Source organism: Ruminococcus sp. AM26-12LB (assembly GCF_003480785.1).
In the GTDB taxonomy this organism is placed as follows: Bacteria; Bacillota; Clostridia; order Lachnospirales; family Lachnospiraceae; genus Blautia_A; species Blautia_A fusiformis.
Window position 1 is genome coordinate 22,318 of the sequence record NZ_QUJX01000005.1, and the last position, 19,971, is coordinate 42,288.

A 19,971-nucleotide genomic window follows, 5' to 3' on the forward strand; every position below is an offset into this window, starting at 1 on the left:
TATAATACAAAAGTCCGGATTCGTACTAATTTAAGGAGGAAAAAGATGAGAAAAGATAATAATATGATAATACAGTTGCAACGATATTATGCTTTATGGAAAGAATGTACAGCAATGTATGAGGAATGGTCAAAGGATCAGGGACTGTCTTCAAATGGAGTTTTTGCTTTGCATTCATTTTATGAAAGTAATGGAAGATGCACGCAGAAAATGATAAGTGAAAAATGGAATATACCTAAGCAAACGGTAAATACGATACTAAAAGATTTTCAGAAAAAAGGATACATCAATATGGTATCTGATGATTCAGACAAGAGAAATAAGCTGATATGCCTCACAGAATCAGGAATGGAATATACGAAAGATATCATAGAAAAACTGCACTCAAAAGAAATATATGTAATCGAAAAAATGGGATTAGAGAATATAGAAAGTCTTAATGATAATACAGAGCTGTTTATCAGACTTTTCAAGGAAGGAGATTGTAAGAAAAATGAATCATAAATCATTATTTTTTAAATATGTTATTCCATCTATTATAGCATTTGCATTATCAGGAATATATGCGATAGTGGATGGATATTTTGTAGGCAATACCATAGGAGATGCTGGACTTTCGGCTATTAATATTGCATATCCGATTGAGGCTTTGATTCAGGCTCTTGGAACAGGAATTGGTATGGGAGGAGCTGTTTATTACTCAATTAATGCAGCAGAAAAGAAAGGAAAACGGGCAGAAGAATTTATTGCTACAAGCTGGTGGCTTCTTGTAATAGTAAGTGTTATCAGTACCATAATTATTTACTCCTTTTCGTCTAAAATTTTAGGATTGCTTGGAGCAGATGGAATTATATTAACAAATGCGACAGATTATATCAAAATTATAGCACTTGGAGCAATATTGCAGATTCTTGGAACTGGAATGATGCCATTCATTAGAAATTATGGAAACTCTTTCTGGTCAATGTTTGCGATGGTTGGTGGATTCATAACCAATATTGTTCTGGATTTTATCTTTGTATGGATATATGAAATGGGCATGAAAGGTGCAGCCACAGCTACAATAGCCGGACAGGGTGTGACTGCAGCAATTGCAATCATATACGCATTATATAATAAAAAGTTTTATGTGTATGTATCCTTAAAAAATGTAAAAGAAATGTGTGGCGCTATATTCAGAGTAGGTCTTGCACCATTTGGGCTAGCATTGACTCCTAATATTTCATTGGTGTTTATAAACCGATTCTCCGCTTCTTATGGGGGAGAAAAAGCTATTGCAACTTATGCATGTGTATCCTATATTATCTGTATCATATATCTCATATTGCAGGGCGTAGGTGATGGAAGTCAACCTTTAATGAGCCGTTTTTATGGTGAGAAGGATCAAGAAAGCCTGAGAGGAGTTCAGAGAATGGCATACATTTTTGCAATAATTCTTGCTGTTTGTGGTGGAATTATCATGTATGTAAACAGAGCAAATATTGGAGGGGTTTTCGGAGCTTCTTATGAAGTAAGTATTGAGATTTCTAAAATTGTACCTATATTTTTAGTGTCATTACCATTTGTTGCGATTACCAGAATAGCGACAGCTGGATTTTATGCTACTGAAAAAAGTGGATTGTCATACATTCTTACATTCATTGAACCAGTATTGATGCTGATATTTATGCTTGTTTTACCACCTTTATTTGGTGGACAGATTATGATATGGTGGAGTACGGTATTGGCACGTGTTTTTTCAGCGATTCTGGCATTCATACTAATAAAATATTGCGAAAAGGGAGATTTGCAATATGGAATACAGAAAATTTAACAATCAGATAGTAGCAAGAATAATCTAGGTTTATCTATTGTATTTTTAAGGACAGCCTCATAGCAATAGGGCTGTCCTTTTAAAATTATGAAGCTAATTTTTAATAAATTCTAGTAGATTTTGATTGGAATAATCATAACTCTAATGAATCTTCAGCATCTACCCACATCTGTAAATTCCCATCAAGATATAACCTTGCATATTCTAATGGCTCATCGATTGCAAGCGATGTCAAAGCACAATCAGATCCAGGTGTGGTTCTTAAATTTTTTTCTGCTTCCCAACAATCAATACGGAGTATATAGCCCGTATTAGTATATACATCAATGCTGTTGCACTGTGGATTGTATTCTGCAAATATTGTTCTCATCGTATCCCATCTCCTTATCATTTAATCAATCAGTAGTAGCAAAAATTAAGAAGCATTTCAATCAGTTCACCATGTCACTTTTATTTTGTGTTATACTGTCTTATAGATTTTTCTTGCCCTTGTATTTGCCCTTATCAGAGTGCATAAACACTGATGGGACGATATAACACAAGGGAAATAATAAGGGAAAGCTCACCTGCGACAAATCCAGTGTTTTCAAGGGGTTGCGAAGAATTTAATAATAAAATATAACAGTTATTAAATTTCTTAAAACAGGTGAAATCTCAATCGGAAGTTGTGGGAATAAAAAATATGGAATTAAGACTATTGCGCTATTTTCTGACGGTGGCAAAAGAACAGAGCTTTACAAAAGCAGCAGAACAATTGCATATTACCCAGCCAACGCTATCCAGACAAATGGCGGCATTTGAAGAGGAGCTTGGAGTAACATTATTTATTCGAAGCGGGAAGAAAATTTCGCTTACTGAAGAGGGGATTTTATTAAAAAGGCGTGCCCTGGAGATCCTTAATCTTGAGGAAAAAACACTTGAAGAACTGAAAGGAAAAGAAGATGTTGTAGAGGGAAATATAACCATTGGATGCGGTGAATTTGCAGCAGTGGAGACATTGGCGGAGATATGTAAAACATATAAAGAAAAATACCCGCTGGTTCAGATTGTATTGCATACTGCAACAGCAGATGCAGTGTATGAGATGATGAACAAAGGACTTGTAGATATTGCATTATTCATGGAGCCGGTGGACACCGAAGGGCTGGATTATATCCGGATCACAGATTGCGATCACTGGTGTGTTGGAATGCGGCCGGATGATCCGCTGGCAGAAAAAGAGTTTATAAGAAAAGAAGATCTTATTGGAAAACCATTGATCCTGCCGGAAAGAGTAAATGTTCAAAGTGAACTTGCCAATTGGTTTGGAAAAGACTTTTCGAAACTGCAGATTGCTTTTACAAGTAATCTTGGAACGAATGCCGGAGTTATGGCAGCAAATGGACTGGGCTATCCGGTATCCATCGAAGGTGCTGCAAAGTATTGGCGGGAGGATATTCTTGTACAGCGAAGAATTTCTCCTGAAATCACAACAAGTACTGTGATTGCCTGGAGACGAAACATTCCATATTCTCTGGCGGTCAGTAAAATGATAGAAGAAATAAATGCTTTTCAGGCATAGAATGGAATTCAATATAAGCATTAGACATAATAAAAATATCAGGTATAAAATAGATGTATAAGAGAAATTCAAATCTTATACATCTATTTTTATACGAAAAATTCGCAAAGAAAGGGGATTTTTATTATGAGTAAAAATTTAGTCGCATTTTTCAGTGCAAGCGGGACAACAAAAAAAGTAGCAGAAATGATTGCAGAGGAAGCAAAAGCGGATTTATTTGAGATTGAGCCAAAAGTTCCATATACAAAGGCTGATCTTGACTGGATGAATAAAAAATCCCGCAGCAGTGTGGAAATGAGTGATAAGAAATACAGACCGGAGATTATGAAGAAAAAGATGGATATGAGTTCTTATGATGAGATCCTTCTGGGATTCCCAATCTGGTGGTATGTAGCTCCGACAATTGTCAATACATTTTTAGAAGCCTATGATTTCAGTGGCAAAAAGATTGTGCTCTTTGCAACATCCGGTGGAAGTGGATTCGGTAATACTGTAAAGGAATTACAGCCATCTGCACCGGATGCGGTTATCACAGAAGGCAGCCTGTTAAACCGTGGAACAAAACAGGAAATCAGTGAGTGGGTAAAATCTTTATAAATAACAGTGCTATGGAGGTATACAGAAAATGGGAAAAATAGTACAGACAGCAGGAAGAAATACACTTGGTGAATTCGCACCGGAATTTGCACATTTTAACGATGATGTACTTTTCGGCGAAAACTGGAATAACCAGGACATCGACGTAAAAACAAGAAGTATCATCACAGTGGTTGCTCTGATGGCTTCCGGAATTACAGATTCTTCTTTAAAATATCATCTTCAAAATGCAAAAAATCATGGTGTAACACAAAAAGAGATTGCCGCAGTAATCACACATGTCGCATTTTATGCAGGATGGCCAAAAGCATGGGCTGTTTTCAATCTTGCAAAGGAAGTGTGGGAGGCAGGTGAAGGAGATTTACCATATGAAGAGGAAGCAATGCGGGTGCATGCAAAAGAGATGGTATTTCCAATTGGTGCACCAAATGATGGCTTTGCACAGTATTTTTCTGGCAGAAGTTTTCTTGCACCGATTTCCACTTCTCAGGTTGGCATTTTCAACGTGACATTTGAACCCGGATGCAGGAATAATTGGCATATTCATCATGCAAAAAGCGGTGGCGGGCAGATCTTAGTATGTGTAGCCGGCCGAGGGTTTTATCAGGAAGAAGGCAGGGATGCGGTAGAAATGAAACCGGGTGACTGTATTAACATTCCGGTAGATGTAAAGCACTGGCATGGGGCCGCTCCGGATGAATGGTTTTCCCATCTGGCAATTGAGGTGCCGGGAGTGGATTGTTCCAATGAGTGGTGTGAGGCGGTATCGGAGAAAGAGTACGCTGGATTAAGATAAGGAGAGCACTATGGAATACGGTAAACTCGGAAATACAGATATAGAAGTGTCAAAATTATGTGTGGGCTGTATGAGTTTTGGGAAAGCTGGAACCATGCATGACTGGACGTTGGATGAAGCTGAAAGTGAGAATGTTATCAAGCATGCACTTGATTTGGGATATAACTTTTTTGATACAGCAAATGGATATTCAGCAGGAACAAGTGAGGAATATTTAGGTAAAGCATTGAAGAAAAATGTAGCGAGAAATCAGGTTGTGATTGCATCCAAGGTATATTTTAATGAAGGTCGTTTATCAAGACAGGCAATCATGAGGGAAATAGATGGAACTCTGTCACGTCTTGGAACCGACTATCTTGATTTATATATCATCCATAGATTTGACTATGATACACCAATTGAAGAAACTATGGAGGCACTGCACGATCTGGTAAAAGCAGGAAAGGTCAGGGCACTTGGTGCATCTGCCATGTATGGATATCAGTTTTATAATATGCAGTTAGCCGCAAGAGACAATGGATGGACACCATTTTCTGCGATGGAGAATCATTATAATTTGCTTTACAGAGAGGATGAGAGAGAATTGCTACCAATTTGTAAGCAAATGAAAGTTTCGTTAATGCCGTATAGCCCTCTTGCAGCCGGACATCTGGCAAGACCACAGTGGAAATCAGAGTCTCTTCGTGGAACCACGGATAGGGTTGCCATGGGAAAATATGATAAGACTGAAGCGGAAGACATGCAGATAGTTAAACGTGTAGCGGAGCTTGCCGAAAAGTATAACTGCAAAATGTCCCAGATAGCCATTGCATGGCAGTGGGCAAAGGGAATTCTATCGCCTATTATTGGGGCAACCAAAACGCAGTATCTGGATGATTCAGCCGGAGCATTTGACATTAAATTAACTGCCGAAGACCTTGCATATCTTGAAGAGCCATATGTTCCACATGAGATAGTTGGTGCAATTGATAAAAATCCGGCGCAAGGTGTTATTTTGCTTGATGAAAAGAAATAATAAAGAACGAGGTGTAGCCATATGAAGAAATATTTATCAGTTATTCTGGGAATTATCCTCACAGCCTGTCTGGTTGCATGTGGTAGTTCTAACAAGGATTCCGTGAACGATGATTAACAAGAGGTAAGACTAGGAAAAATGAATATGCCAGAGCGTGAGGTTGTAGAATTGCTGAGTAACGGAGACGTAGAATTAAAAATTTCGAAAGAATGAAATTGCTGTTTTTCTATACGAAGAGCTCGACAGATTTTAGATAATTGCGATCTGTGAAGGATTTGCAATTTTAGGAATGATATTTTTGATTATCAGTTGATAGTCAACTTCCAGTTTGTTGAATTAAAAATGAAATAAAGTTTCAGTAATCATAGAGTGTATGGATTCAATTCCATATGCTCTTTTTCTTTTACTTAATTTCAAGAAAATGCAGAAATCTAATGTTACGAGTTTCTTACGAGTGGCATTAAAAAAAACTCGCAAGAAAACTCGTAAGAAAAAAAGTAAAAAAATTTGCTTTTGACCACTGTAAAACAGGCTCTGAGCGTTTCGTTATATGAAGGGATAATTTTTCTTTCATAATTCAAAGAAAAGAGGACAAAGAAATGTCAGAGAACTGGATGACGAAACAGGAATTGGTCTGATTGAGAAACGCAGACAGGGATTTGGAAAGGTGAACGTTATCTACGTGAAAACCTTTATGCCTGAGAAAACAGATAAGAAAAAATTTGGAGAGGAATTAAAGAAATTTAGAAAACAAACTTCTGTGGAAAATGAGGAATCTACAGAAGTTTACATTTCAAACTTCATGAAGTCCCAAAATCAAACTTCTAGAAGTCCCGAAAACAAACTTCAAGAAGTTTACATTTCAAACCCTAATAATACTAATCTTAGTGATACTGAAATGAATGATAATAAATCTAATCAAATCGTATCTGCAGATGAGAATCGATCCAATGGCGATAATTCCACTGAGGAATATCAGGCTTATGAAAAACTGGTCAAAGAGATTGTTGATTATGAATCACTGGAAGTAACCCATCATGACGATATGCGACAGGTAGATGAAATCGTGAACCTGATCGTAGAGACTGTGATGTGTAAAAATGACAAGATCTTGATTGCCAGCAACTGGTATCCGGCATCACTGGTGAAGAAAAAATTTCTGATGCTGACCTATTCACATATCGAGTATGTCTTACACTGTATGAGTGGTAACACCACAAAGGTGAAGAACATCAAGAAATATTTATTAGCAGCCCTGTTTAATGCACCGTCAACGATGAACGGGTATTATCAGGCAGAGGTGAACCATGATATGCCAGGACTGGTAAGATAGGAGGTGCATATGTTTATTTTAAAACTTGCTGGAAAGATATTATTACTGCCGGTATGGCTGATCCTTTTTGTGATCGGCCTGGCAGTGAAGATGACAGTACAGACTTATGCGGTTGTAAGGGGAATCCTTGGTTTTATATTCACTTTGTTGATTATAGCAACTGCATACTGTTACCATGACTGGGTACAGGTTGTATTCCTGTTTGCGCTGAGTGTTATTCTGTATCTGATCCTGTTTGCAGGAGTGTTCGTAGATACTGTACTGGACATGACAAGAGAACGTATTATTGATTTTATTATATCGTGAGGAGGATATGAAAATGAGCGAAAACAATGATTATATTCAGTTACCACCACTTAAAAAAGACACACCGTCCGATGTGGTAGCATTTATGTGGTAGTACATGAAAGTACCGGAGAATTCAAGAGAAAAAGTTAAGAATCTGCTTAAAGATGCAAATGAAAATGGAGTAAAATTAAGTCATCAGGCACCAACCTTGTATGATGTTGTCCCAAAAGAAGAAATTGCTGAATTTGAAGAGCTTATGCGCAAAACCATAGCTGACATTGTATCAGAAGCCAGTAGCGTTGCCTGTTGGGTGTATGTGCAGAAATATGTGAAGCACAAAACCCTAAACGAAATGCTGCAAGAATTGCCAGACGTAGGTCAATTCATCCTAGCTATGGATACCTGGTTTGAAAAACTGATGGAGAAATAATCTAGGAAAATAGTTTAAAGTTTACATGTTATGATCATGTATGAAGTTGGAACAGAATAAAAGATTGTGCTATACTATTGTTCAAGAAAAAAACTCATTGACATATTTCAATCTATTTAGGAGGATAAATGATCATGTGTACAGCAGCAACTTATAAAACAAAAGATTTTTACTTTGGACGAACCCTCGATTATGAATTCTCTTATGGTGATCAGATAGTAATTACACCACGTAATTATGCGTTTAATTTTCGCCATGTTGACGATATGAAAAATCATTATGCAATTATTGGAATGGCTCATGTTGCAGAGGATTATCCTTTGTATTATGATGCTATGAATGAAAAAGGAGTGGCAATGGCAGGACTGAATTTTGTCGGAAATGCTGTTTATTCCGCGATTAAGCCAGATGTGGAAAATATTGCACAGTTTGAATTTATTCCGTGGATTTTAAGTCAGTGTTCTTCTTTAGTTGAAGTTCGCGAGCTTCTTGAACGAATTAATATTGTTAATACTCCTTTCAGCGAGCAATTACCATTAGCACAATTACACTGGATCATTTCTGATGAGAATGAGTCAATTACGGTAGAATCTATGTCGGATGGTTTGCATATTTATGACAATCCAGTAGGAGTGCTTACGAATAATCCGCCATTTCCACAGCAGATGTTTCAACTAAATAATTATATGCATTTATCTCCTAAACAGCCCAGAAATACTTTCTGCGAAAATTTGGCTCTTGATGCATATAGTAGAGGTATGGGAGGATTAGGTCTTCCGGGAGATCTCTCATCTGCCTCACGCTTTGTACGTGTAGCTTTTACAAAGGTAAATGCAATTTCAGGTGAATCAGAGGAAGAAAGCGTTAGCCAATTCTTCCACATTCTCGGATCTGTGGATCAGCAACGAGGATGTTGCGAAGTAGCGGATGGAAAATATGAAATCACATTGTATACGTCGTGTTGTAATGTTACAAAAGGTATTTATTATTACAATACTTATGAAAACCATCAGATCAGTGCAGTAGATATGCATGTAGAAAATCTGGATAGTGATAAAATGATTTGTTATCCAGTAATTCAAGGAGAACGAATCAACTATCAAAATAAATAATGTTTTGAAATCAGGGATGAGGTAGAAAGGAAAGTTCCATGACAAAAGATGAAGTAAAAAAACTCAGGATGAACAGTCCGGAATCACTACAGTTTTTAAATAATGCTACAAAATTTTATAATTTAATGATGATGTATCGTTGTGCTATTAGGGAGATACAAACTAAACTTGAGGTTTTGGATGATGAATTTTCAGTTGAGAACAATCGAAATCCTATTTCTTTTATAAAAACAAGAATTAAGCAGCCCAATAGTATTTACGATAAATTGCAGAAGATGGGATATGAATTTACAACAGAAAATATACAGACATATCTCAATGATGTAGCAGGCGTTCGAATAGTTTGTGCGTTTATTGACGATATTTATATGATATCAGATTTGATTACCCAACAGGATGATATTAAAGTTATTGAAATAAAAGATTATATAAAAAATCCAAAATCGAATGGTTATCGAAGCTATCATATGATTGTTGAAATACCAGTATTTTTTGCTAAGGGTAAAACACCTATGCGTGTAGAATTACAGATTCGAACCAATGGTATGGATTTCTGGGCAACATTGGAACATCAACTTCGCTATAAAAAAGGAATTGAAGAAATGCCTGGCTATGATGAGATAAGTGAAGAATTACTTCATTCTGCAAGAGCTATCATTGAAGCAGATAATGAAATGCAGAGAATAAAAGACAAAATTGGTATGTTCCACGAAATTTAGGGAGAAAACTGAGCAAGTAGGAAGGTGGAATATATATGAAACAAGATACTTTAGAGGGCAAAGCAAAAACAAAAAATGGGGTAAAACGGCTGTGTTTTTCCATAATCTGCATTCTTCTGGAAGTGATTTTTATTATTACTATCGTAACACGCTTGAATGAATATGCAGAAATCATAAATTTATTTACAAGGATTTTGAGTGGGATCTTGGTTTTGGGATTGTACGCATCAAATAAGACATCCTCTATGAAAATGCCTTGGGTCATCTTAATTCTAATTTTCCCAATTATGGGTGTAGGCCTGTATTTGTTGATTGGTTTGAATGGTGGCACACATAAAATGCGTGAGCGATATGCAGAAATTGATAGCAAATTGTTACCAATGCTTCCGGACGGTCAGGAGTGTTTGAGCAAAATAAAAGAAACAATTCCGAAAGCAGGAAATATAGCAAGTTACATACAAAGAAATTCGCAGTATCCAATCTATCAGAATACGGATATTGTGTATTTTGATGAAGCAGTGAAAGGATTAGAGGCACAGCTTAAGGATTTGGAGAAAGCACAGAAGTTTATCTTTATGGAATATCATGCGATAGAAGACGCTGAAGCATGGCATAAGATTCAAGATGTTCTGGAAGAGCGAGTAAAAGCAGGTGTGGAAGTTAGAGTATTCTACGATGATATGGGTTCTATAGGCTTTATTAACACAGATTTTGTGAAAAAGATGGAGGCAATAGGAATTCATTGCCGTGTATTTAATCCGTTTATGCCAGGTTTAAATCTGTTTTTGAACAATCGTGATCATAGAAAAATAACAGTTATTGATGGAAAAGTCGGATTTACAGGTGGATATAATCTAGCAAACGAATATTTTAATTACACACACCCGTATGGACAGTGGAAAGATACAGGTATTCGTTTAGAAGGAGATGCTGTTCAGTCGCTTACGGTGACATTTTTGGAAATGTGGAATGCAGTAAGTGATAAGGATGCTAATGATTCTGATTTTAGTAAATACCTTTTCCACTATGATTATGCGGCACAGCAAACTGGGTTTGTTCAACCTTATGCAGACAGCCCTATGGATAATGAGCAAGTAGGAGAAGAAGTTTATATCAGTATGATAAATAAAGCTGAAAAATATTGTTGGTTTATGACTCCATATCTAATCATAACAGATGAAATGACGCATGCGTTATGTCTGGCTGCTAAGCGAGGGGTAGACGTAAGAATTATCACACCTGGTATCCCTGATAAAAAATTCATTTATAATATAACTCGTTCTTTTTATCATGGATTAGTTAAACATGGTGTTCGTGTTTATGAGTGGACTCCTGGTTTCTGTCATGCAAAAATGAGTGTGGCAGATGACTGTATGGCAACTTGTGGAACAATTAATCTGGATTATCGAAGTTTATATCACCATTTTGAAAACGGCTGTTTTATGGCAGATTGTCAGGCAGTTGTGGAAATAAAAAATGATCTGATAAGAACGATGGGAGAATGTCGTGATGTGACAGACCAATATCAAACCGGACGAAGTGCATATTTGCGACTGGGACAATTATTTATGAGATTATTTGCTGGATTGCTATAAGAATCTGATGAAACGACCTTTCAAAAAACAGTTGATTTAGAAGTTAACTGTTTTTGAAAGGCCGTTTTTGCTATATCTAACAGTCTGTTGTACAAAGAAGATTTTGCATGGATAGTGATTAATACAACGGAGTAAGAAAAGCTCCTTCATATATTAGAATAAAAATATGACTGTTTCTTTAAAAAGAAGCCGGTCATATTTTTTTATGAAAAATAAATTTTGTTGAGGTTAAATTGAGATTGACTTTGTATTGTATAAGTATGAAATAAAAAGGAATCAGGTGATGTACAATGAAAAAGCATAAAATATGTAAAATCCTTCTTGTTATACTGGCAATTTTTTTATGTGTGGCTTTTTATGAATTGCTCGGAATCTGCGTTGCATATAAAAAACAGCCGGAAGTGTCCAATACAACCAAAAAAGAAACAAAAAATGGGTCATGGAACGAATGCAGTGAAAATCCAGAACGGGCAGTAATCATAGAAAAGAATCCAGAAGCGCTTTTACAAAGAGTGCGTTTGATCAAGAATGCAAAAAAGGAAATTATTCTTTCTACTTTTGCATTTCAATCCGATGAAAGTGGAAAATTGATTTTAGGAGCATTGCATGATGCGGCAGACAGAGGTGTACATATTCGTCTGTTAGTAGATGGAATGGAGAGCTGGATTGATATGGAAGGAAATCCGTATTTCTATGGATTATCTTCCCATGAGAATGTTGAAATTAAACTGTATAATAAGGCCAATCCGTTGAAACCGTGGAAAATGATGGGTAGAATGCATGATAAATATTTGATTGCAGATGGAAAGAGATATATTCTTGGGGGAAGAAATACATACAATTATTTCCTGGGTGATTTTCCGGGACATAAGAACTATGACAGAGACGTGTTAGTGGTTTGCGATGAACCTGAGAAAGAAAATTCAGTTAACCAGTTGTCAGAGTATTTTGAAACCATATGGAATCAGGAAGACTGTGGTTATTTTCATAACAATAAAAAACTGGCAAATAGAAAATCTGTAAAGAACGCAGTTTTAGAGCTGCAGAACAGCTATCAGAAATATTTTGAAGAGAATAAGGAAAGAATCTGCGAGACCAATTATACGGACGAAACTTTTGAGACAGAAAAGATTACATTAGTGTCAAATCCTATTCACACAGGTTCCAAAGAACCAGTAGTGTGGTATCAGTTGGGAGAATTGATGAAAAATGCAAAAAATCGTGTGAAGATCCACACGCCATATATTATCTGTAATGATATGATGTATAATACATGGGAGGAAATTGCAGAGAACGTTTCAGATTTTTCTATCATGACAAATTCAGTTGCGAATAATGGGAATCCATTTGGGGCTGCCGATTATGCGAAAAACAGAAATAGAATCTTAAGTACAGGAATTAATATCTGGGAATATGAAGGCGGTTATTCATACCACGGAAAAAGTATTCTGATTGACGATGATCTGTCTGTAATCGGTTCCTTTAATATGGACATGAGAAGTGCATATCTGGATACGGAACTGATGCTTGTAATTCGCAGTAAAGATATTAATAAACAGTTGGAAGAGGGCATGATGGAATATGAAAAAGTGTCCCGCCAGATATTAGAAGGCGGAACTTATAATGATCCATATCATGTAGAGCCAATCGAATTAACAAAGAAACGTCAGAGAAACGTACTTTTGGTACAGCATCTGCTTGGATGGGCAAGATATCTGTTCTGATAAAGGAGGAAGAAGATCGTGTTTCAAATATTAATTGTAGAAGATGATAAAGAATTAAGCCAGCTATTCCAAAAAGTGCTTGAGAAGAATGGATATCAGGTCAAAAGTGCATCGGATGGAGCACTGGCATTAGAAATATTGGATAAAGAGTATATTGATCTGATCATTTCCGATATTATGATGCCGGTTATGGATGGCTATGAACTGGTGTCAGAACTTCGTTCAGCAGGATATCAGATACCGGTACTTATGATCACTGCGAAAGGTTCCTTTGATGATATGCGCCAGGGATTTCTTTCGGGAAGTGACGATTATATGGTAAAACCGGTAAATGTGAATGAAATGGTTTTAAGAGTCGGAGCACTGCTTCGCCGTGCACAGATACTGAATGAACACAAAATTGTGATCGGTTCAACAGAGTTTGATTATGATGCAATGACGATTACAACTGATAAGGAAAGTCTTGTTTTGCCTAAAAAAGAATTCCTGCTTTTATATAAGCTTGCAGCTTCGCCAGGCAGAACATTTACAAAACAACAGTTGATGGATGAAGTATGGGGATACGAGACGGAGGCAGACCCACATACAATAGAGGTACATATAGGAAGAATCAGAGAGCGTTTTAAAGATACCCCGGATTTTGAAATCGTAACAATGCGTGGAATTGGATACAAGGTGGTGAAAAAATAATGGAACAAAAGAAAGAAAAAGGATTGCGGATCCGATCCTGTCTGACTGGTGCAATCTGGCTGGCACTTGTATTTTCAACAGTCATATCTGCGTTATTATTTGCTTTTTTGAATCATTTTTTTAATCTGCCGGGCAGCATACCTGTGCTTGGCTGGCTTTTGATTTTCAATACATTGATTGCCGGGCTGATCACTTCCTTTATCAATGCAAAGTTGCTGGAACCAATTACCAGACTCAGTAAAGCAATGAAGGAAGTTTCGCAGGGAGATTTTGAACAGCACTTGGAAACGAACAGCCGTATCGCAGAAGTTGGAGAATCTTACCAGAGTTTTAATGTGATGACAAAAGAGCTTCGTGCAACAGAAGTACTGCAGATGGATTTTGTCTCCAATGTTTCTCATGAGTTTAAGACCCCGATCAATGCCATTGAAGGGTATACAATGCTTCTTCAGGGAGAAGAATTGTCTCAGGAGCAAGAGGAATATGTAGAAAAAATCTTATTTAACACCCAAAGACTTTCCGGATTGGTTGGTAATATTTTGCTGTTATCCAAGTTAGAGAATCAGAATATACCAATGAAAAAAACAGAATATCGTCTGGATGAACAGATCCGCCAGGCATTTCTTTCATTGGAAACAAAATGGACAGAAAAAGAAATTGGTTTTCAGGTAGAATTGGAGGAAGTTAAATATACTGGGAATGAAGGACTTTTTATGCATATCTGGATAAATCTTTTGGATAATGCGATTAAGTTCAGCCCTTCAAAGGGGACAATTACGATGTTTCTGAAACAAGAACAGGATTCTGTTAAGTTCATTCTGGAAGATGAAGGACCAGGAATAGAGGATGATGTAAAATCCAGAATATTTGACAAGTTCTATCAGGTAGATGGATCTCATAAAGCAGAAGGAAATGGCCTAGGTCTTGCACTTGTAAAACGGATTGTAGATAGTGCCGGAGGAACAATCAAAGCAGAAAACCGTGAATATGGTGGATGCAGATTTGTTATAGAGCTGCCAAAGCAGAAAGATGAGATTATATAGTTTTAAGATAAATTAGAAGATGGGAGGATTTATATGACATTTTATCAGGAGTTGCAGTTAAATCAGGCAGGTTCTAAAAACCTGTTGAAAAAGAGTGAAACACTAAAAGAAAAATTATATCATATGTGGGTATATCTAGTGAAGATAGCTGTTACAATGGCATTTTGTTTTTTCTTTGTTAGTATTTTCAGCATCCTATTTGGAAATGAGAACAGCATTGTAGGTGTAGTAGTCTTATTATGTCTCATGGTGTTTAGAAATGCGGATCTGGGGATCCACACCGGACAATCTACGATGCTTTTGGCTTTGTTCTTTGTAATTATGACTGTATGTCCGCATTTAGCAAACCAGCTTTCACCGGTACTTGGAATGCTGTTAAATATTGCGGCACTGGCTGTGTTGATTCTGTTCGGATGCCATAATCCATTTATGTTTAATCAATCTACATTGGTTCTTGGGTATCTGCTGCTATATGGTTATGATGTTACGGGAAAAAGCTATCAGATGCGATTAGTCGGAATGGCTTTAGGTGCAGCACTTACCTGCTTCGTATTTTATCGAAATCATAAAAACAGAACTTATAAAAGAAATCTGAAAGATCTGATACAAGAATTTGATATCACTTCTTCCAGAACAAAATGGCAGATATGTCAGATTTTATGCGTACCGATTGTCCTTTGCATTGCAGAACTTTGTAATATGCCACGTGCAATGTGGGCTGGTATTGCGGCCATGTCCGCGATTTTGCCGTTTATGGAAGATATGCACTACAGAGTCCGTAAAAGGATTGTCGGAAATATTGCAGGTGTTATATGTTTTACAGTATTATATTTTCTGCTTCCTTCGTCAATCTATGCATATATAGGAATTCTTGGTGGAATCGGTGTAGGATTTTCAGCACAATATGGCTGGCAGGCAGTATTTAACACATTTGGTGCTTTAGCCATTGCTGCAGAGACTTATGGACTACAAGGAGCGGTTAGTCTTAGAGTGATTCAAAATGTTTTTGGTGTTGTGTTTGCTTTAGCATTTTGTGTTATATTTTATTGGTTTATGTCTAAAAAAAAGGAAAGTGAGATGACCGTACATGCAGAGTGAAGTGAATCAGGAAGAAAATTTGAATAGAATTATTACGGTTCCTAATCTTCTTTCTTTTTTTCGGCTTTGTCTGATTCCGGTAATTATATGGAGTTATTGTGTAAAGAAAAATCCTCTGTTAGCTGGTGAAATCTTATTGCTGTCTGGTCTTACGGATCTTGCTGATGGATATATCGCAAGAAGATTCCATAGGATTAGTAATTTAGGAAAAATACTTGATCCGGTGGCTGATAAGCTGACACAGGCAGCGATGTTAATCTGTCTGTTTACTCGTTTTCCGCATGTGCTTCTTTTAATCGTAATAATGGCAGGTAAGGAGCTGTATATGGTAGTCAGTGGATGTCTTGTGATACGAAAGACAGGAAAAGTACATGGTGCAGACTGGCATGGAAAGATAGTAACCTTTTTATTATATGGAACTGCAGCGGTGCATATTATATGGTTCCACATTACACCGATGGTATCAGATCTGTTGATTGGTTTGTGCGCTATAATGATGGTCATATCGGTCGCTCTGTATATTATCCAGAATACCAGGACTCTTAAGGAAGAGACTGTATAAGCAATTTTATATTACAATGACTAGAAAAATATTTAGGAAGATAAGCGGGAATCCTCGGTAATTCAATTGCCGAGATGAAAGCGTAAACTGTGCATATCTGCACATTATAAGTAAAATATATTTATTTTTTTACTAAAAAATGCTGTATCCAGCTTTATTAAAAAAGAAAATATGTTCGGCATTTTATTGTGATATTCTTAATACTATGCTATACTATATGTATGAAGGAGAATCTTATACATTACCGCACTTGTGTGTGCAATATTAATTACCATATGGTATGGTCAGTGAAATACTGGCGGAAGATATTGAATGCGGAGATTGAAGCATATCTTCAGGAGCTGGTGCAGGAGATCGCAGCGGATAAAGGTTTTACCGTCCATTTGTTTGAATGCGGGGAAGGAGACCATGTGCACTGTTTTGTGTCTGCTCCTCCCAAATTATCCATAACTGCGATCGTGAAATATCTGAAAGGGATCACCGGCAGGAAATTATTCGAACGTTTTCCGGAAATAAGAGAACAGCTTTGGAAAGGAGAGCTGTGGAACCATTCCTATTATGTGGAAACGGTCGGGTCTGTGTCGGAAGAAAACATCCGCAGATATATTGAGCATCAGAGTAAAGTTTATTGAGATCATAGAGGTGGGAAATGCTGCTGTCAAAGAAAACATCCATAAAGGTCAGTCAGGAATATGCAAACGTCATCGGACATATGTGTTATGCGGCATCCAAGCTCTGGAATGTCTGTAATTACGAACGTCAGCATTACAAAGAAATGGGAATGGAGAAATACCCGGACTGGTATTATCAGAAAAAATCCCATAGAGAGGATCTGTGGTATAAACAGCTTCCATCTCAGACAGCCCAGGAAGTCTGCAAGCTGCTGGATAAAGCATGGAAATCTTTTTACGCCTTGAAAAGATCCGGAGGGATTGAGAATCCCAGACCACCGCGGTTTAAACAGGAAAGTATCCCCATTACCTATATGCAGATGGGAATTGTACATGAATGGGACACAGAAAAAGTCCGTCTGTCCCTTCCAAAAGCATTAAAAAGATATATGGAAGAAACGTATCAGATCCATGAGAACTTTCTTTATCTTGAAAATAAGATTTTCAGGGGCATGGATCAGATCAAACAGTTGCGGATCTACCCACCGGAAAAAGGTGAATGTAAAGTTATTGTTGTTTATGAGATTTCAGAGAGGGAAGAACTTTCGCAGAATGGACACTATCTGTCAGTTGATCTGGGACTTCATAATCTTATGACATGCTATGATTCCGGGAATGGGAATACATTTATCCTGGGCAGAAGATATCTTGCATTGGAAAGATATTTTCATAAAGAGATTGCAAGGGTGCAGGCACAATGGTATGGACAGCAGTCTGTGAAGGAAATAAAACATCCAGTCACATCAAAACATATTCGCAGATTATATCAGAAAAAGCAGAACTCGGTAACGGATTATCTGCACAAGATCACAAGATACTTTGCAAAATACTGCCGTGAACAGGGAATTACCTGTGTTGTGGCAGGGGATATCCGGAATATCCGGAAAGGAAAAGACCTGGGACACAGAACAAACCAGAAGTTCCACAATCTGCCGTATAACAGGCTCTATAGCATGATGGAATATAAGCTTAAGATGTACGGGATCCGTTTTGTAAGACAGGAAGAAAGCTATACCAGCCAGTGCAGTCCGCTGTCACCAGAGGTGGAAAAAAGATATGCACAGCCATGCAACCGAAAACAAAGGGGACTGTACAGGGACAGAAACCGGAAGTATAACGCAGATGCTGTAGGTGCATATAACATCCTGAGAAAATATCTCTCCGTATCCGGAGAGAAAAAGGAACTGTCCGTAACCGGACTAAAAACGCCAGAAATAATAAAAGTAGCTGTATAGCTCTAAAGAGCAAACAGTAGTGGTGTCATGGACGCACCCTGAAAAGGCGGTATCCCGCCTTAATTCAGATGCTCTGGTAACTCAGTTGCCGAGTAGTTCACATAGAAAATAAATCATTATAAAAAGATCCTGTTCATACTATGATATATGCGATGATTATGGAGATAACAATTATGACTGCCAGTATGGAAAGCCAGAAATAATCTATAATTCTTTGATTGCAAGGTATTTTGTTGTATTGCGTGTCTTGGTCAGGTTCACCTCCTCTCTATTTCGTCGAGTTTTTTAAGAAATCAATCTCCATTTGTTGCTGCTGTGTTTGAGCTTTTAGTAGTCGGTTTTCAGCTTTCAACTTCTCAATATCTGATAATTGAGAAATCGCTTTGTTCTTACTTCGTCGATCATATAATCCTTCGATTCCTTTATCTTTATATTTTTTAACCCATGCATAAACTTGTCCGTAGGAGCAACCATATTTATTCGCTGTAGAAGAATAATTACATCCCGTGTTCAAGGCTTTGCGGTAATTTTTTGGATTTCAATGTGTCAAACTCCCGTGTTTATGAAAGTTGTGTTTTTCTTGGCAATATGTTACAATTACTCCATATAAATTTATAACTTTTCTGGACAGAAAGTAAAAGGGGAACGTCATGAAGTGTATTAAAACAACGGACGCGGTAGGACATGTACTGTGCCATGATATTACCAGAATTGTGAAGGATGTGGTAAAAGATACAGCCTTTCGTAAAGGACATATTGTACAGGAAGAAGATATTCCGGTTTTGCTATCTCTGGGAAAAGACCATCTTTATGTGTGGGAGAAGGATGAAAATACTTTGCATGAAAATGAAGCAGCGCAGATTCTGTGTGATGTGTGCATCAATGAGAATATGCATCCAACGGATGTAAAAGAAGGAAAAATTGAGTTGATTGCAGATTGTGACGGAGTATTTCAGGTGGATGTGCCGAGGCTGGATGCTATTAATGAGATCGATGAGATTATGATTGCCACCCGTCATACAAATTTCCCGGTAAAAAAAGGTGACCGTCTTTTAGGAACCCGTGTGATTCCGCTGGTGATTGCAAAAGAAAAAATGGATTTGGTGAAGAAAACAGCAGGAGAAAAACCGCTGGTATCGCTGGCACCTTATAAGAAACGGAAGGTAGGAATTGTAACCACCGGAAATGAAGTATTTTATGGAAGAATTAAGGATACTTTCACACCGGTAATCATCGAAAAAATGAAATCTTACGGTGCTGAAATTCACGGACATATTCTGTGCAATGATGATATGGAAAAAATCACTGCCGCTATTATGAAATTAAAAGAAGAAGGGGCAGATCTGATTGTCTGTACCGGTGGTATGAGCGTGGATCCAGATGATAAGACACCGGGCGCGATCAAAAATACAGGAGCGAGAATCGTATCTTATGGTGCTCCGGTACTTCCGGGAGCGATGTTCCTGTTATCCTATCTGGAAGATGGCACACCGGTAATGGGACTGCCGGGATGTGTGATGTATGCAAAAGCCACCGTATTTGATCTTGTTCTGCCACGTATTATCGCAGGTATAGAAGTGACAAAAAAAGATCTGGCACATATGGGAAATGGCGGATTCTGTCTTGGCTGCAAAGAATGTCATTATCCGAACTGCAGCTTTGGAAAGGGCGTATAAGAGCAGGACAGGA

At 37.5% G+C, this 19,971-nt stretch carries 22 protein-coding genes; 20 read left to right on the forward strand and 2 right to left on the reverse strand.

Annotated features, from left to right (window positions below):
* The first annotated feature begins 45 nt into the window (after nucleotides 1-45).
* Both DW694_RS04500 and DW694_RS04505 read left to right on the forward strand, forming a co-directional pair.
* Complete coding sequence (locus tag DW694_RS04500) at nucleotides 46-504, forward strand: MarR family transcriptional regulator (protein WP_009243743.1); 459 nt, start codon at nucleotides 46-48, stop codon at nucleotides 502-504.
* Nucleotides 494-1,813 carry an MATE family efflux transporter gene (locus tag DW694_RS04505; protein WP_002595210.1) on the forward strand — a complete coding sequence of 440 codons (1,320 nt, stop codon included), beginning with the start codon at nucleotides 494-496 and terminating at the stop codon, nucleotides 1,811-1,813. The genes DW694_RS04500 and DW694_RS04505 overlap by 11 nt, the downstream gene beginning before the upstream one ends.
* A 133-nt stretch (nucleotides 1,814-1,946) precedes the next feature.
* Here the strand turns inward: DW694_RS04505 and DW694_RS04510 are convergent, their stop codons facing one another.
* Nucleotides 1,947-2,183: a DUF6061 family protein gene (locus DW694_RS04510; protein WP_002578301.1), complete on the reverse strand. Its 237-nt coding sequence runs from the start codon at nucleotides 2,181-2,183 to the stop codon at nucleotides 1,947-1,949.
* A gap of 312 nt (nucleotides 2,184-2,495) precedes the next feature.
* On the opposite strand from DW694_RS04510, the gene DW694_RS04515 reads away from it, so the two are divergent.
* From DW694_RS04515 to DW694_RS04595, 17 genes are all read left to right on the forward strand, one after another.
* Nucleotides 2,496-3,374, forward strand: a complete 879-nt coding sequence (locus DW694_RS04515) for a LysR family transcriptional regulator (protein WP_021650153.1) — start codon at nucleotides 2,496-2,498, stop codon at nucleotides 3,372-3,374.
* 126 nt (nucleotides 3,375-3,500) lie between these two features.
* Nucleotides 3,501-3,971, forward strand: a complete 471-nt coding sequence (locus tag DW694_RS04520) for a flavodoxin (protein ID WP_005426704.1) — start codon at nucleotides 3,501-3,503, stop codon at nucleotides 3,969-3,971.
* A 28-nt stretch (nucleotides 3,972-3,999) separates the two neighbouring features.
* Nucleotides 4,000-4,767: a carboxymuconolactone decarboxylase family protein gene (locus DW694_RS04525; RefSeq protein ID WP_005349805.1), complete on the forward strand. Its 768-nt coding sequence runs from the start codon at nucleotides 4,000-4,002 to the stop codon at nucleotides 4,765-4,767.
* A gap of 10 nt (nucleotides 4,768-4,777) precedes the next feature.
* Nucleotides 4,778-5,782, forward strand: coding sequence for an aldo/keto reductase (locus DW694_RS04530; RefSeq protein ID WP_021650152.1), 1,005 nt, complete (start codon nucleotides 4,778-4,780; stop codon nucleotides 5,780-5,782).
* Nucleotides 5,783-6,680: 898 nt separating this feature from the next.
* Nucleotides 6,681-7,115, forward strand: a complete 435-nt coding sequence (locus DW694_RS17140; protein ID WP_227573951.1) for a DUF6017 domain-containing protein — start codon at nucleotides 6,681-6,683, stop codon at nucleotides 7,113-7,115.
* 9 nt (nucleotides 7,116-7,124) lie between these two features.
* Nucleotides 7,125-7,421, forward strand: coding sequence for a hypothetical protein (locus DW694_RS04540; protein ID WP_015526518.1), 297 nt, complete (start codon nucleotides 7,125-7,127; stop codon nucleotides 7,419-7,421).
* Between the two features lie 97 nt (nucleotides 7,422-7,518).
* The gene (locus DW694_RS04545) at nucleotides 7,519-7,833 is read left to right on the forward strand and encodes a hypothetical protein (protein WP_110103566.1); all 315 of its coding nucleotides are present in this window, start codon (nucleotides 7,519-7,521) and stop codon (nucleotides 7,831-7,833) included.
* 134 nt (nucleotides 7,834-7,967) lie between these two features.
* Nucleotides 7,968-8,945, forward strand: a complete 978-nt coding sequence (gene bsh / locus DW694_RS04550; RefSeq protein ID WP_118752611.1) for a choloylglycine hydrolase — start codon at nucleotides 7,968-7,970, stop codon at nucleotides 8,943-8,945.
* 38 nt (nucleotides 8,946-8,983) lie between these two features.
* Nucleotides 8,984-9,664, forward strand: coding sequence for a GTP pyrophosphokinase family protein (locus DW694_RS04555; RefSeq protein ID WP_005360232.1), 681 nt, complete (start codon nucleotides 8,984-8,986; stop codon nucleotides 9,662-9,664).
* 35 nt (nucleotides 9,665-9,699) lie between these two features.
* The gene (gene cls / locus DW694_RS04560; protein WP_015526514.1) at nucleotides 9,700-11,259 is read left to right on the forward strand and encodes a cardiolipin synthase; all 1,560 of its coding nucleotides are present in this window, start codon (nucleotides 9,700-9,702) and stop codon (nucleotides 11,257-11,259) included.
* Between the two features lie 290 nt (nucleotides 11,260-11,549).
* On the forward strand, nucleotides 11,550-12,983 hold the full coding sequence (locus DW694_RS04565; RefSeq protein WP_118752612.1) for a phospholipase D family protein: 1,434 nt from the start codon (nucleotides 11,550-11,552) through the stop codon (nucleotides 12,981-12,983).
* A gap of 18 nt (nucleotides 12,984-13,001) precedes the next feature.
* Nucleotides 13,002-13,673, forward strand: a complete 672-nt coding sequence (locus tag DW694_RS04570) for a response regulator transcription factor (RefSeq protein WP_021650144.1) — start codon at nucleotides 13,002-13,004, stop codon at nucleotides 13,671-13,673.
* The gene (locus tag DW694_RS04575; protein WP_059086534.1) at nucleotides 13,673-14,716 is read left to right on the forward strand and encodes a HAMP domain-containing sensor histidine kinase; all 1,044 of its coding nucleotides are present in this window, start codon (nucleotides 13,673-13,675) and stop codon (nucleotides 14,714-14,716) included. Before DW694_RS04570 ends, DW694_RS04575 begins: the two co-directional genes overlap by 1 nt.
* 33 nt (nucleotides 14,717-14,749) lie before the next feature.
* On the forward strand, nucleotides 14,750-15,814 hold the full coding sequence (locus DW694_RS04580; protein WP_021650142.1) for an FUSC family protein: 1,065 nt from the start codon (nucleotides 14,750-14,752) through the stop codon (nucleotides 15,812-15,814).
* Entirely contained in the window at nucleotides 15,804-16,376 is a 573-nt protein-coding gene (locus tag DW694_RS04585; RefSeq protein ID WP_055057096.1) for a CDP-alcohol phosphatidyltransferase family protein, read from the forward strand. The genes DW694_RS04580 and DW694_RS04585 overlap by 11 nt, the downstream gene beginning before the upstream one ends.
* 215 nt (nucleotides 16,377-16,591) lie before the next feature.
* Nucleotides 16,592-17,008, forward strand: coding sequence for an IS200/IS605 family transposase (tnpA, locus tag DW694_RS04590; RefSeq protein ID WP_110103580.1), 417 nt, complete (start codon nucleotides 16,592-16,594; stop codon nucleotides 17,006-17,008).
* A gap of 17 nt (nucleotides 17,009-17,025) precedes the next feature.
* Nucleotides 17,026-18,282, forward strand: coding sequence for an RNA-guided endonuclease TnpB family protein (locus DW694_RS04595; protein ID WP_015526510.1), 1,257 nt, complete (start codon nucleotides 17,026-17,028; stop codon nucleotides 18,280-18,282).
* A 268-nt stretch (nucleotides 18,283-18,550) separates the two neighbouring features.
* On the opposite strand, the gene DW694_RS04600 is transcribed toward DW694_RS04595, so the two are convergent.
* Complete coding sequence (locus DW694_RS04600; protein WP_118752613.1) at nucleotides 18,551-18,796, reverse strand: helix-turn-helix domain-containing protein; 246 nt, start codon at nucleotides 18,794-18,796, stop codon at nucleotides 18,551-18,553.
* A gap of 136 nt (nucleotides 18,797-18,932) precedes the next feature.
* On the opposite strand from DW694_RS04600, the gene DW694_RS04605 reads away from it, so the two are divergent.
* Nucleotides 18,933-19,958 (forward strand): molybdopterin-binding protein, encoded by a 1,026-nt coding sequence (locus DW694_RS04605; RefSeq protein ID WP_021650138.1) that lies wholly within the window; start codon nucleotides 18,933-18,935, stop codon nucleotides 19,956-19,958.
* Nucleotides 19,959-19,971 lie beyond the last annotated feature (13 nt).